The sequence below is a fragment of the Flavobacterium sp. genome (genome assembly GCF_052437795.1).
In the GTDB taxonomy this organism is placed as follows: domain Bacteria; phylum Bacteroidota; class Bacteroidia; order Flavobacteriales; family Flavobacteriaceae; genus Flavobacterium.
Window position 1 is genome coordinate 39,291 of sequence record NZ_JBQVPA010000008.1, and the last position, 13,713, is coordinate 53,003.

9 protein-coding genes and 1 other RNA gene are annotated in these 13,713 nt (G+C 42.6%); 3 read left to right on the forward strand and 7 right to left on the reverse strand.

Going from position 1 to position 13,713, the window contains the following annotated elements; translation table 11 throughout:
• Positions 1–14: 14 nt before the first annotated feature.
• The 7 genes from ACT6R0_RS18000 to ssrA all read right to left on the reverse strand — a co-directional run bounded on the left by ACT6R0_RS18000 (position 15) and on the right by ssrA (position 6,414).
• Positions 15–1,295 carry a TolC family protein gene (locus ACT6R0_RS18000; protein WP_444655295.1) on the reverse strand — a complete coding sequence of 427 codons (1,281 nt, stop codon included), beginning with the start codon at positions 1,293–1,295 and terminating at the stop codon, positions 15–17.
• 102 nt (positions 1,296–1,397) lie between these two features.
• Positions 1,398–2,744 (reverse strand): sensor histidine kinase, encoded by a 1,347-nt coding sequence (locus ACT6R0_RS18005; RefSeq protein WP_444655294.1) that lies wholly within the window; start codon positions 2,742–2,744, stop codon positions 1,398–1,400.
• A 3-nt stretch (positions 2,745–2,747) separates the two neighbouring features.
• Positions 2,748–3,422: a response regulator transcription factor gene (locus ACT6R0_RS18010; protein ID WP_444655293.1), complete on the reverse strand. Its 675-nt coding sequence runs from the start codon at positions 3,420–3,422 to the stop codon at positions 2,748–2,750.
• A 216-nt stretch (positions 3,423–3,638) separates the two neighbouring features.
• On the reverse strand, positions 3,639–4,250 hold the full coding sequence (locus tag ACT6R0_RS18015) for a T9SS sorting signal type C domain-containing protein (protein ID WP_444655292.1): 612 nt from the start codon (positions 4,248–4,250) through the stop codon (positions 3,639–3,641).
• Between the two features lie 32 nt (positions 4,251–4,282).
• On the reverse strand, positions 4,283–5,077 hold the full coding sequence (locus ACT6R0_RS18020) for a tetratricopeptide repeat protein (protein ID WP_444655291.1): 795 nt from the start codon (positions 5,075–5,077) through the stop codon (positions 4,283–4,285).
• Positions 5,074–5,331 (reverse strand): hypothetical protein, encoded by a 258-nt coding sequence (locus ACT6R0_RS18025; RefSeq protein WP_444655290.1) that lies wholly within the window; start codon positions 5,329–5,331, stop codon positions 5,074–5,076. Before ACT6R0_RS18025 ends, ACT6R0_RS18020 begins: the two co-directional genes overlap by 4 nt.
• 687 nt (positions 5,332–6,018) lie before the next feature.
• Positions 6,019–6,414: a transfer-messenger RNA gene (gene ssrA / locus ACT6R0_RS18030) on the reverse strand.
• 199 nt (positions 6,415–6,613) lie between these two features.
• On the opposite strand from ssrA, the gene ACT6R0_RS18035 reads away from it, so the two are divergent.
• The 3 genes from ACT6R0_RS18035 (at position 6,614) to ACT6R0_RS18045 (ending at position 13,697) form a co-directional block, all read left to right on the forward strand.
• Positions 6,614–7,831, forward strand: a complete 1,218-nt coding sequence (locus ACT6R0_RS18035; protein WP_444655289.1) for an NAD(P)-dependent oxidoreductase — start codon at positions 6,614–6,616, stop codon at positions 7,829–7,831.
• Between the two features lie 66 nt (positions 7,832–7,897).
• Positions 7,898–10,642 carry a histidine kinase gene (locus ACT6R0_RS18040; protein ID WP_444655288.1) on the forward strand — a complete coding sequence of 915 codons (2,745 nt, stop codon included), beginning with the start codon at positions 7,898–7,900 and terminating at the stop codon, positions 10,640–10,642.
• 238 nt (positions 10,643–10,880) lie between these two features.
• A complete protein-coding gene (locus tag ACT6R0_RS18045; protein WP_444655286.1) occupies positions 10,881–13,697 on the forward strand; it encodes a SusC/RagA family TonB-linked outer membrane protein in 2,817 nt (938 codons plus the stop codon).
• The last annotated feature ends 16 nt before the right edge of the window (positions 13,698–13,713 follow it).

The window sequence follows — 13,713 nt, forward strand, 5'->3', positions numbered from 1 at the left end:
CAGATATCTGCAGGCTATAGTTCCTGCCCGGTTATGTATTTCAGCTCTTCATACTGAGCGCTGATGTTTTTTCTTGTATTTAGTATAATGGCCTTGTTCTCAATGTATGCGTTCACATAATCGAGATACAGTATCAGGCTGGTATCTCTTTGACGGAAGCTTCTGAAATAGCTGTCAAGCAGCTTATCCAGTTCGCCTTCAAGGCCGTTCGAAAATTCACTGTAGAGTTGCAGTGAAGCCTGCAGGTTGCTGTAAGCCTCGATGACCTCGGCCTGGACCGTTATGGTCTTTTGCTCGACCAGCAGCTCACTTTGTTTTATTGAGGCCCTGGCTGCTTTGATGTTACCCTGGTTGCGATTAAAGAAGGGCAGATCGATCGCAAAACCAAAGCCCACAAAGTTGTTCATGATATTACCGCCCCGGTCATAGCTTGCCTGCAGTGTAATATCGGGGGTACGCAAAGCCCTTTCATACTTGTATTTTTCATTGCTGTAAAGGCTGGCAAGCTTTGCGCTTTTCACATCCGGCCTGTTCTCAAGGGCCTGTTCTATTAGCAGACTAAGCTGTAGGCGCGCGATATCCGCCAGATCAGGTGCAAAGCCGTCATCTGAAAGTTTTATATAGGATGACGACGGGAGGCTCATGAGGACCTTAAGCTCTTTTTGCAGCCTGTTGTTCTCTCTGTCAAGCTCACTTAAGTCCCTCAGGAATTGTATCTCTGCCGCTTTTAGGCGGGTATATTCGGCGCTGGCGGTATTGCCCTGCTGCACCTGTTTCGCATAAGCGGCCGTGAGCACCTGTATTGAAGATACCTGTTTTTTGTAAATTTTTTGCTGAAGTTGCGTGAGCTGCAGGTCTGTCATTGTATTCCTGAACTCCAGTTTCAGGTTGCGCAGCATTTCAGAAAAATATTCTTTGGCCATATCTGCCGATACCTTTTCCATGGAGATCATCTTGCGGCGCTTACCCGCAGTAATAATGATTTGTTCAAGGCTTACTGCTACTTCAGACGTTGTGCCAAAATTGCGCCACAGCGGAGGAAGCTTTTCAGCTGTAGCATTAGACCACAGGTTTATTTCACTAACGGTAAGGGTTGGGTTGGGCCACAACTTTGCCTGTACTACCTGTGCCTCGGCAATGTCCATATCCAGCCGGCCTGCAAGCAGGGCTATATTTTTTTCCAGGAAAAGCGCTTCGGCCTGCTGCCGGTCCAGGGTTATGGTGTCTTTGGCAACGGTGACCTGTGCTGCACAGGTCCCTGCAGTAAAAAAGAGGATAAAAAGTATATGTTTCAAAGTGACAATATTTAGTGTATGCAAAGCTATTGTGCACACATTAACTGCCTCTTTAAGCCATGTTAGATAACGCTTAAGGTAAGATTAGAAAACGGTTAGAGCCTAAAATGTAAGCGTAACGGTAGTTCCGACATCCTGCTTTGATGCGATATCGAACCCAATGTTATTTTGCCGGAAGATGATGATCGCCAATGATAACCCAATACCGCTCCCTTTTACATCGCTTACGTTACTGCCACGATAAAAGGTTTGTTTAATGAATTTAATATCATCTTCATGAATGCCCCGGCCATTATCTTGTATAGTGATAACCGGCCTGCCTTCCTGCTCTGAAATGCGGATATCAACAGGATCGTTGTTTGAATACTTTACCGCATTTTCAATGATGTTGTAAAGAGCTATCTTGATCTCGGCATTATTTCCCTTAAGGATAAATATGCTCTCGTCTTCAACAGTGATGGTAATTTTTATTTTTGGGAGGTCGCCAGTGTGGGTTTCCGCGATCTGGTCGTTAATATCCCATATCAGCTCATCGACCCTGTAGTTCTGGAAAGTGTCAGCACTTGTCCTCAGGCCTGAGAGCATCATGAGAGTATTCATTATACCTTCTATCTCGTACACATTTTCCAGCACCTTTTCGGACATTACTTTGTATTCAGCAGCAGAGCGTTCTCTTTGCGCGAATACTTCAAGATTGCCTGAAATGGCAGCCAATGGTGTTTTGAATTCGTGCGATACGTAGTTTATAAAGTTCTTCTGGATGATAAACGTGTCTGATAGGCGCTTGAGCAGGTTGTTGAAGGTCTCAATCAGTTCGTACAGCTCATCTTTTGCCGGGGGCAGCGATACAGGTGTGTCAAGCGAATGTGCTTCGATATGACTCACCTGCCTTATAACTTCATTCACCGGCCTGTACGCGAAGTTTGAAAGCAAACGGCTAAGAATGTAAATTAAGACCAGCCCCGCCAGAAGTACCATTGCCATAATAAGCAATAGCTGGTGTGTCTGCTCTTTAAAATCACGATCGTTAGTTTTTACAAAAACTACAAAATCGCCTTGGTTATCGTGGTAAAACAACCCAAAATAAAAATGGTTCTCCGACTTAAAGCTCAATGTGTTTTTCTTCCGGATAATGTCGAGGCGCTTCGGGTTAATGTTCCTGTCCGCGTCCTTATCACCGAACGCTACAGCATTGTCAGCATCATAGATCCGTATAACTGCTTCCTGGAATTCAGCAAACTGCTGCTTTACTTCAAAATGCTGCTTTTGGGGCAGTTCATCTTTTTCGAGATAATATATTCCGGCAAGCAGGCAGGTTTTATGCAGCTCCCTGAATATCATCCGTTGTGAATAATTGTAGAATGACAGGTAAATGATAACCGAGGCAATGATGAATACAATGCCGAAAGTAAGGGATGATATTGCGGTAAACCTGTTGCGTAATTTCATGGTTTATTCCTTTAGCATGTAACCGGTGCCTTTGACCGTATGGATGTATTTATTAGTATCCGTTTCGAGCTTGTTGCGCAGGTAGGAGATGTATACATCGACCACATTTGTATTATTATCATAGTTAATGCCCCATACCGCGGCCAGTATCTGCGTCCGGGTAAGGACCGTCCCCTTATTCTCCATTAAGTACAGAAATAGCTTGTATTCACGGGGAGAGAGGTCTGCAGCTTCGCCGGAACGTGTTACTCTGTGTTCAGCGATATTGATCGCAAGGCTGCCACATGTATATATTGCCTCTGTTCCAGAAAAATTGAATTTGGTACGCCGCGTAAGGGCATTTATGCGTGATATGAGCTCTTTAAAATGAAATGGCTTCACAAGGTAATCATCAGCACCGGAATCGAGCGCGTTTATCTTGTCTTCGGGGTCGCTCAGGGCGCTAAGCATCAGTATGGGCGTATGGTTTTTTTTGTAGCGTATCATTTGGGTAAGCTGGATGCCATCCAGGCCCGGCAGCATTACATCTATGAGGATCACGTCCCAAGAGTGATCTTTTACAAGCTCCCGGGCGATCTCGCCGGTCTGGGCAAGGTGTACTGTAAAGTTATTTTCTTCCAGTCCTTTGATCACGAAATCACTTATGCGCTTGTCATCTTCTATAAGGAGAACATTCATAGTAGGTAGTTGAGATACAAAAATAAGTTTTTCACTCTAACTTGGTCCATGTATTTTTAAAGGACTGATCGTTATTAGAAAAATGCACGTGCAAGTAGCGTTACATTAGCGCGCATGTCGGCAGCTGCGCGTTCAAATTGCATAGGAAGTACGATTAATAAAAAAACCGGAATCATGAGACTCCGGTTTCTTTCCCGTAATACTAAAATGTAAAAACTAAAAAACTATCTTCCTGCTTGCCTTTACTCCACCAACAGTTGTAACCTGCACGATGAGCATCTGCTCCTGTGTATGCAAGGTAGTGACAGATGTTTGAGCAGCATTGATGTTGTCTGAAATATACAGCAACCTGCCCCTTGTATCATAAATAGCCACCGACTTCATATCTGTATTTCCGGTGCTGATGTTGATGGCAGTATCCTGCTTGTACACAATGATACTGTTGGCATCAAACACCGGGTCATCTGTGCTTAATGGCTCAGCATAGATCACATCGAACCTTCCGGAAATGGTGCCTGCATCTGTAATAAATCCATAAGGGCTTTCAAGGTTGTGTACCACATTCAATAGATTATCCCTCAGATAGATCTGCTGGCCCTGTAGGAACACACCATCAAAATGGTCAAGAGAGATGCTGTAGCTGCCTGCTATACTTACCTTGTATTCCATCGGCACCTCATCGACCGGGTCAAATGCCGGCCTGGCCTGGATACCGAGCTTCGATCCTCCCCCAAGTGAGTAGATCGCCACGTTGCCATCGGTCAGCGCCTGTCCATCCCACCCGTAATCAAGTCCAAGGTTGGTAGTTGGGGTATAGGCTATCATCATTTGCCCGAAAGCGCCATCGGCATTGGTAAGGTTCAGCCATAGCCTCGATCTGTCCGGTGTATCCTGTGCCTGGCATTCCTGTAAAAGTAAGATAGCGCAAGCAATAAAAGAACGCTACACGGAAGGATAACATACATCCTGTTTGACCTCACCGCAACGTCTGCGTTTTTTTGTAACGCTGCGTTTACCTTTTTTAGCGAATTACCCTTTTTATCCTGGTACTTTTTTTGGAATCCTCCCTGCATTTCTATGACAGCGGCTTTATCGTCTGCCTTTTCGAGTGTGTCCATCAATTTTATGGCGGCTTCCATACTCTTGATGGCCAGGGCGCTCTTTCCGGTCATTTTGTAAATAGCTGCTTTGTTCTTTTCATATCGCGTAAGGTCAATCAGGTTCGCGCTTTTCATAGCAGGATGTTTATCCATCATGGCAATAACTGCCAAAGCTTCGCCTCTTTTTTCAGGACCTTCCAATTCAGATATATACCATGCCACTATGGGAAGCAGCCTCGGTGAGTTTATGGAGTAGGCCATTTCAAAAGCCTTTTTATAATATGCTATAGCCTGCGCATCATTAGAAATTCCTGATTCGAGCTTGGCTAAGGAAGCATAAGCATTGGCAATTAGTTCAGTATCGTTAGTTGGCTGTAGTCCCGCTATGGCATCAAGAAATGCCTTCCTTGCCTCTTTATACTTTTTCAGGTTGATGAGGCATTCGCCATAATTAATAAGGGTGAGGTAGTAATTACGCATCCTGCCTATATCTTTAAATCCCTGTAGTACCTCTACGTAGAGATCGACAGCAAACGGGTAATTCCCAATATTCATATATGTATTGGCAAGGCTTTGCTTAATGGAGACCAGCGCGCAGGGTTCTTTTGCTTTTCAAGTATAGCTATCGCTTTTATCAGGTAAGGTATTGCCTCACTGCCTTTCAGCATCATATTGTAATTAGACGCCATCTCACCATATACCGTAGCAAGCCCTATATTATCGTTGATCGCTATATATTTTTCTTCTGCAACTGAAAGTATGCGCAATGATTCTTCATAATATGCTTTTTTGCGATACGGGGTAGCCATATTACGTAATGCACGTGCCTCATGCGACGGCCAGCCGTTAGCGTATCTGAGAGCCTTTTTATAATAGTAAACGAAGAATCAAGATCGTTTTGTAAGAGGTGGCAATAGCCATAAAATGTATGTGCCATGGCATATACTGTATCATGGTGGGTGCTCTTGCTGTTTATGATCTGGCGTATAAGTACTTTAGCGCTGTCGGGCTGTTTGTACAGTACCTTGTCTATAGCCATAATTCGGTCGCGCATATTAGATGGCGGAGTCTGGGCATGCAGCTGCTGAATGAACAGGCATATCAGTATTGCCCATGCTGCTCTTGATAGGAAAGTTTTTTGGCAAGAGTTGCTCCTAAACATTTTCAATGATTTTGTAGCTTTCTTAATTAAATGTTAAAGATAATAAATACCATATATGAATATGTAAAAAATAGAATTCTGATCATTTTATCTGGTTAAGATAAAAAATGCCGCTGGTAAAAACATTTAGTAGATATTTGAATTCTATAAAAACAACTAAAATTCTTTTGCTTTCCGACTTCGCACGGGTTTGTTTTTTGCTAATGAGCAATGTTAACAGTGACCGAACACCTGTATTATCAGTATTGCATCTTTAGTGAACTATAAAATTTAGAATTTTGTATTGTTGGTCATGTAGCAAAAAAAAATGCCTTTTGCAACCTGCAAAAGGCATTCGTGGAATCGCCGGGAATCGAACCCGGGTCCAAACAGGGAAGCAAAGAGCTTTCTACACGCTTAGTTTCCGCTTGGGTTTTCGTTAGTGTGCAAGGCCGGAAACTGCCACACGCTACTTAGCTTCTTTAGTCTCGATGTCCACACGAAGCGGAAAGGCATCCAGGTATACATTTACGGTCCTCCTAATCGAAACGCCGCATACCGGGGCTTTTCAGGAGAATCCCGCCTCCCTGCCTTGCAGGGATGTGGCTTTATCTTACTTTATTCAGATTAAGCAGCAAGAGCGTAGTTATTTTCGCCGTTTAAATGTTTAAGGCAATGATATACGGGAACAGCCTCATTTCCCGACGTGCTTACTGTCTGTTTCGGCCTGCTGTCAAAACCAGTCGACCCCAGTAATCTATAGACTTGGTATACAAAAGCCGCACCAAGTAATCTAGGGCAAAGATAGGGATTTATTTTTTAATTATTAGTTGCCCACAAGTTCAATTTCTGTTATATTTGGACAAAATTTTACCATGTAAGTTATATTTTTATGCTATGCAGGCATAAAATTTGATAACCTAACATAAAATTGCTTAAAATACATAATGATGAAATTCGGAATAATAAAGGAAGGGAAAGTGCCGCCGGATAAGCGGGCTGTGTTTTCGCCGAAAATGCTGAGGGCCTTCGCGGACATGTATCCGCAGGCAGAAATTAAAGTTCAACCTTCAGATATCCGCATCTTTAAAGATGAAGAATACAGGGAAATGGGGTTTGAATTAAGCAATGATATGAGCGATCGCGATGTGCTCATCGGGGTAAAAGAGGTGCCGATCGATGCATTGATACCTGAAAAAAAATATTTCTTTTTTTCGCATACCATCAAGCAGCAGCCACATAATAAAAAACTCCTTCAGGCTATCATTGACCTCGATATAGAATTGTACGACCATGAAACTATCGTAGATGAGAACAATAAAAGGCTTATCGGCTTTGGTAGGTATGCCGGGAATGTTGGTGCTTACAACGGATTTAGGGCATTTGGCGATAAATTTGAACTTTTCACCCTGCCAAAGGCTGAATCGCTGGCAGATAAAGATGCTCTGGTGGCCAGGCTTAAAAGGCTTACCCTGCCACCTGTAAAGATAGTGCTTACCGGAAAGGGTAAGGTAGGAATGGGGGCAAAGGAGATACTTGATGATATAAAGATCAAGCAGGTAGGTGTAGACGATTTCCTTACTAAGACTTATGATGTGCCGGTGTATGTACAAATAGATGTATTGGACTACAACAAGCGCAAGGACGGTAAAAAGCTGGATAACAGCGATTTTTACAGTAACCCGGCGGAGTATGTGTCAGATTTTGAAAGGTTTGCAAATGTTTCCGATATTTTCATGGCCGGGCATTTTTACGGTAATAACGCTCCTGTGATACTTACACAGGAAATGCTGAGATCCAAAAATAATAAGATAAAAGTTGTTGCCGATATATCCTGCGATGTTGACGGACCTATAGCCTGCACAGTGAGGTCTTCTACTATAGCGGAGCCTTTTTACGGCTATAATCCTGCAGAAGGAAAAGAGGTTGACATGCACCACCCTGCCGCCATTGTAATAATGGCTGTAGATAACCTGCCGTGTGAACTGCCTAAAGATGCTACCGAAGGATTTGGCGAAATGTTCCTGAAGCACGTGATACCGGCTTTCTATAACAATGATAAAGATGGTATACTGAAGAGGGCAAAGATAACCGAAAAGGGCCATCTTGCCGACAGGTTCAGCTATCTCGAAGGATATATAGAACAAAAAGAATCAGTGCCCCATTAATGGGGCATTTTTTATTTTAGGCATTTGTAGAATTGTTTGCTACTTTTGAGAAGTAAATATTATGGAATGCCTCATAAAAAGCTGTTTTATCTCATTCTGCTATTGTTTCCGGCACTGCTTAGTGCTCAGGGACTGCTGCCTTTTGTAGAAAATTTCACAAAATCGGAATACGCCGGCGACAATCAGGTCTGGAACGTAGCACAGGGTAATGACAATGCCATGTATTTTGCCAATAACCACTTCTTTCTTCGGTACAATGGCGTAAAATGGGAAAAGTATTCATTGCCTAACAAGACCATTATCCGCTCGGTATTTGTGGACGGCGACAGGATATACTGTGGCTCCTACAAAGAATTTGGTTATTGGGAACGCGTAAAGGGTAAAATGGTATATGTATCGCTATCTAAAGAAAAAGACCTCTTTTTGGGCAATGCAGACAATGAAGAGATCTGGAAGGTATTTAAGCACAATGGCAAAATATATTTCCAGTCGTTCAATGAGATCTACATCCATGATGGAAGATCTGTCGACAAGGTAAAATTCCCCTACCAGATATCATATTGTTATATTATCGACGACACCATTTACGTAGCCTCTGTACGCAATGGTATGTATATCATGGAAGGAAAAAAGTTCCGCACCGTTGATGAGTGGCAGCAACTTAGGGGCAATGTTATTCATGGCATGGAAAAAAACCGTGGCGATATCTATATCTTCTCAAAAAGCAATGGGGTTTACATTGCATCAAGGGACAAGCTGATCCCCTGGAAAAGCAATGTCAATGATGTGCTTAAGGGCGATGTAATACTTTCTGCTAAATTTATTGACGAGAATACCCTCGCTATAGGTACCGGGCTTAGGGGATTGTACATTATTAATATGAATACCGGCGAATACCGGAACATCAACAGGAAGAATGCCCTGAAGAACAATGCCGTGCTATCGATAGCCCTGGACAGGGAAAAGGATATATGGCTCGGACTCGACAATGGCATATCCCATGTTGAGGTAAACTCGCCTGTATCGGTATTTTCAGACGGGGCAGGGATATTAGGGTCGGTTTATTCACTTGCCACCACAGATAAAGGTTACCTTTTTGTGACCAATCACGGGATTTTTACTTATGATAACGTCAATCTTGATGCAGTGCCAAATTCACAAGGGCAGGTGTGGGATATTTATAAAAATGGCAGTGAATTCGTGATCGGGCATAATGACGGGACTTTTGTGTATAATGGCTCCGCACTTAAATGGGCGAATCCGGTAAATGGTGGGTGGAAATTCTTAAAAAGCGATTATGATAATGTCTGGTTCCAGGCGAATTACTCAGGAATAGCTATTTACGATGATATTAATGACCTGACCAAATGGAAGATACTCGACAGTATCACCAAACCCATCAGGAACATTGCGCAAAACAAACCCGGTGAGTTGTGGGCTGCAGATAATTACCGTAGTCTTTACCGCATAACATACGGTCCCGACTTCAAGGTAAAGAAGGTGGAAAATATATCTGCGAAAAATAATATCAAGAGTGATTTTGGTGTAAGGATATTTAATTTCAGGAATGAAATATTGTTCCTGATCAACAATACCTGGTATACCTATAATGCCATTGATGCAAAACTGGTAAAGCATGATGCCTTCAACAGGACTTTCAGGAATATAACAGATATTATCCCTATCGACGACGATAATTTTATGGTTATAAAGGATGGACGGCTTTACACGATATCCAGTTCCGGTAATGAATTTGTGTGGAAGCTTTTACCCGAAAAATATTATGAGGGACGGCTTATCCTGGAAAATACTTTAGCGAACAGGGACGGCAACAGATTACTGGTCAACCTTGATGATGGTTTTTTATCGTTTGAACCCAATAGGGAGAAGCCCAAGAAGCACAATATTACAATTGAAGCTTTTTATCACGGTTTGCCTATAGATGAGGATACAAGGATAAAGTACAACCAACCCGTACAGGTAAATGTTATTTCGGGTTATTTTGGCTTTAATCATCCTGATCTTTTTTACAGACTGAACGGTGAGGACTTCATTCCTGTAGAGAACGGCAATATCACACTAAATAACCTTAGCAGTGGGATCCAGGAATTGGAGGTGTTTTATAACAATGGCGTAAATTATGTAAAGCTGGCCGATTATGACTTCAGGGTAAACCGGCCATGGTATTTTTCAATTTTCATGATCTTAGTGTATGTACTGGCGATATCGTGTATATTCTTCCTTTACTACAGGTGGAACAAGGTAAGATATAATCAAAAGATAAGGCTTAATGAAGAAGAGCTCAAGCACAGCCGTGAAATACTTGAGCTGGAAATGCAGGCAGAGAATAATTTAAGGATTCAGGAATATGAAAAGCACATCCTGGAAATGGAGGTTCAAACCAAAGCATCTGAAGTGGCAGGGAAATCATTATCTATAGCCAAGCATAGCGAAATGATAGACAGCATCCAGGAGGTGTTAGATTCAGAATCTGACGGTGCCCAGATTAAGTCAAAGGTCAAAAAGATCCTAAAGACAAATGCCATCAATAAAAATGAATGGCTCAATTTTGAAAAGAACCTGCTTAAAAGTAATGAGGAATTCGTAGAAAAGCTATCGAGAAAATATCCTGATCTGACGCCTAAAGATATTAAGCTGTCGATATACCTTAAGATGAATTTATCATCAAAAGAGATAGCCCCACTTATGAATATTTCATTCCGTGGAGTGGAACTACACCGATACCGACTCCGAAAAAAGCTGGGCATTAGTACAGAAGAGAGTCTTTACAAGTTTATGATTACAATATAAAAACGTATACATAATTACCATTTTATCATCATTTTAAGTATATGATCGCATCTCATTAGTACATCATCACTACATCATATGTGTTAATTTTGATGTGTGTTTTTTTAACATAATATATTTAAAATCATTGGTTTGCATTTTAATATTTGTTATTTGATGTAGTATATTTGAAATACAAAATGTACAGCTATAACGTTTTAGTGCTAAATTTGGGTTAAATAAAAATTTTTAATTACCCATGAGGAAAGCATTACTCAATATTAGTTTATTATTGACGGGTGTTGCAGCATTTTCGCAAGTACCTCCTACTACTGTGAACGATTCCGTATTCAATGATTCCATCTTTTTTGATGACCAGATGGAAGAAGTTGTACTTATCGGTTATGGTACAAGAAAGGCGGGCGCGATCACTGGGTCTGTTACTCAGATCAAGGCCGCGGATATAGTGCGGACACCTGCACAATCGGCCATACAATCTATCCAGGGAAAGGCGGCAGGTGTGAACATTGTGACAAATGATGAACCAGGAGGCACACCATCGATAAGGATCAGGGGACTTGGTACTGTTACAGGTGCCCGCGACCCATTATATGTTATTGATGGTATCGAGACATCTAACCTAAATGGGATTAACCCGAATGATATTGCTACTATTGACATACTTAAAGATGCATCTTCACTTGCAATATACGGACAGAAAGGTTCGAACGGTGTGATCCTTATCACGACTAAAAAAGGTAAAGTGGGTGACATTAAGGTTTCTTATGATGCCTATTATGGGCAAAAATTCATACAGCGTGAGGTTGACATGGCCAACTCGTACCGTTTTGCCTACTTTAATAACGCTGCATTGGGCGATCCTGCATACTTTAATTCGGCTCAGCCTTACAATACCAACTGGCTTGATGAGATAACAGATACAGGCCAGGTAATGAGCAATTCGATATCCCTCTCCGGTGCGTCTGAGCAGGCTACTTACTATTTTGGTGCTTCAAACTATAAAGAGGAAGGTATACTTAGCGGCACAAAATTCGAAAGGACAAATGTTATCAGCAACAACACTTACAAATTATTTGATGACAAACTAAAGGTTACATCATTCATCAACCTCTCTACAAATAAGGGAACGCCAAAACCTGTCAGCGCATTTACCAATGCTTATAGGCAATCGCCTGCTGTTCCTGTGCGTTTTGAGAACGGCCGTTGGGGGGTACCATTGAGGGATCCGGCGACAGGACTTGTGAGCATTAATGGTAGCGACAGGTTCAATAACGTGGCCAATCCGGTAGCACAGCTTGCGAATTTTCATGAAGAGAACAGGAATACCACCCTTATAGGGTCTGTAAATGCAGAGCTGAAATTGTTGGAATATGTGAAATTTAATTCAAATTTTGGTGCAACTGCCAACTGGAGCAAAGGATACACGTATACTCCTACAAGGGAAATTTTCCTTACAGGCAATCCCACCCTCACGGTTGACGATTACATAGCCCAAAATCCAAACAATCCTATTATCAATACCCTGCAGCAGCGCAGGAGCACAAGCTATAGGTGGAACTGGGATAACTACGCTACCTTCAGCAAGACATTTAACGATGACCACAACGTTACGGTTGTAGCAGGCTTGTCGAGGACTACGACAAATATATCTGAATTCCTTAATGCTACGAGGCAGGATGTTCCTACGCAGTCAAACTATTGGAACCTTGATCTTGCATCTTACAATGGCGAAGTTGCCCCAGGCTCTGTGGCACAAAATAACAGTACTACACCGATCGTTTCTGTTGCTTACTTTGGCAGGGCAGAGTATGATTATAAGGGCAAATACCTGTTTTCTGCATCTGTAAGAAGAGAGGGTATCAGTGCTTTTACTGAGGATAAGCGTTTTGAGATATTCCCATCGGTATCTGCCGGATGGGTGCTTACCAGCGAAGATTTCATCAAGGATGTGAAATTCCTTGACAGCTTTAAGATACGCGGCGGCTATGGCGAGGTAGGCAATGCCAATGCCAGTACCATAAACACGATCCTTTTCAACACCGGTGCTAACTATGCTTTTGGCCCGGGCCAGGAGATCCAGCCGGGTAATAATGTTCCGTTCCAGGTAGACCCGAACCTTACTTGGGAAACCATGAAGGAGATCGACTTAGGTTTTGATTTTTCGGCACTTGATTCAAGGTTGACCGGTACTTTTGATTACTATGACCGCAAGACAGATAATGTAATACTTCCGGTAGCGGTACCTACGGTGCTTTCGCCTGAGCCGGTATTGCTTAACAGCGGACTTGTGAGCAATAAGGGTGTAGAGCTATCTTTAAAATGGCAGGATAATATTGGCGACAACTTCAACTATTGGGTAGGAGGTAACGTTTCGCACAATAAAAATAAGCTCGAAGAAGTATACAGCCCATTCTTTGGTGACTACATTGGCGGAAGCCTTGGCAATGGCCAGTACACTAAGCAGGTACTTGAGGGACAGCCACTGGGTACATTCTATGTATATGAAACCACAGGATATGATTCAGATGGTGCCTTTACCTACAGCGATCAGAGGGTTGCGGCAGGATCATACATCCCTACAGTTACATATGGCTTCAATTTCGGAGCCAGCTACAAAGGTGTAGACCTTTCGGTAGATGCGTACGGTGTGGGCGGCAACAAGCTTTACAACGGTAAGAAAGCACAGCGCTTTGGCGGGGAAAATGTTGAGAATGCCGTGCTTGAGAACTTCTGGCTGCCGGGTAACCCGAACGCTGCCAATCCGCGCCCGTCGAACAACGTTCCGCGTGCTTCTACCTACTACATAGAGAATGGCGATTTCTTAAGGATAAATAACATAACCCTTGGCTATACGCTGCCGCAGTTGTATGAAGGCATTGATAAAGTAAGATTGTACGTAACGGCATTAAACCCTTTTCTGTTTACAAATTACAGCGGATTCTCTCCTGAGATCGTAGGTAATGAAAATGCCAGCCCTTTGGGCAACGCAGGCATTGAGCTCGATGCCTACCCAACGAACAAGACATTCTTATTCGGCATCAACGTTAATTTCTAAACAGCATCAACAAATA

Excerpts from the sequence above, each read along its gene's own strand:
- ACT6R0_RS18025 (WP_444655290.1), bottom strand. The coding sequence starts at position 5,331 with ATGGCTACCCCGTATCGCAAAAAAGCATATTATGAAGAATCATTGCGC.
- ACT6R0_RS18010 (WP_444655293.1), bottom strand. The coding sequence starts at position 3,422 with ATGAATGTTCTCCTTATAGAAGATGACAAGCGCATAAGTGATTTCGTG.
- ACT6R0_RS18015 (WP_444655292.1), bottom strand. The coding sequence starts at position 4,250 with ATGATGATAGCCTATACCCCAACTACCAACCTTGGACTTGATTACGGG.
- ACT6R0_RS18040 (WP_444655288.1), top strand. The coding sequence starts at position 7,898 with ATGCCTCATAAAAAGCTGTTTTATCTCATTCTGCTATTGTTTCCGGCA.
- ACT6R0_RS18035 (WP_444655289.1), top strand. The coding sequence starts at position 6,614 with ATGAAATTCGGAATAATAAAGGAAGGGAAAGTGCCGCCGGATAAGCGG.
- ACT6R0_RS18020 (WP_444655291.1), bottom strand. The coding sequence starts at position 5,077 with ATGAATATTGGGAATTACCCGTTTGCTGTCGATCTCTACGTAGAGGTA.
- ACT6R0_RS18005 (WP_444655294.1), bottom strand. The coding sequence starts at position 2,744 with ATGAAATTACGCAACAGGTTTACCGCAATATCATCCCTTACTTTCGGC.
- ACT6R0_RS18045 (WP_444655286.1), top strand. The coding sequence starts at position 10,881 with ATGAGGAAAGCATTACTCAATATTAGTTTATTATTGACGGGTGTTGCA.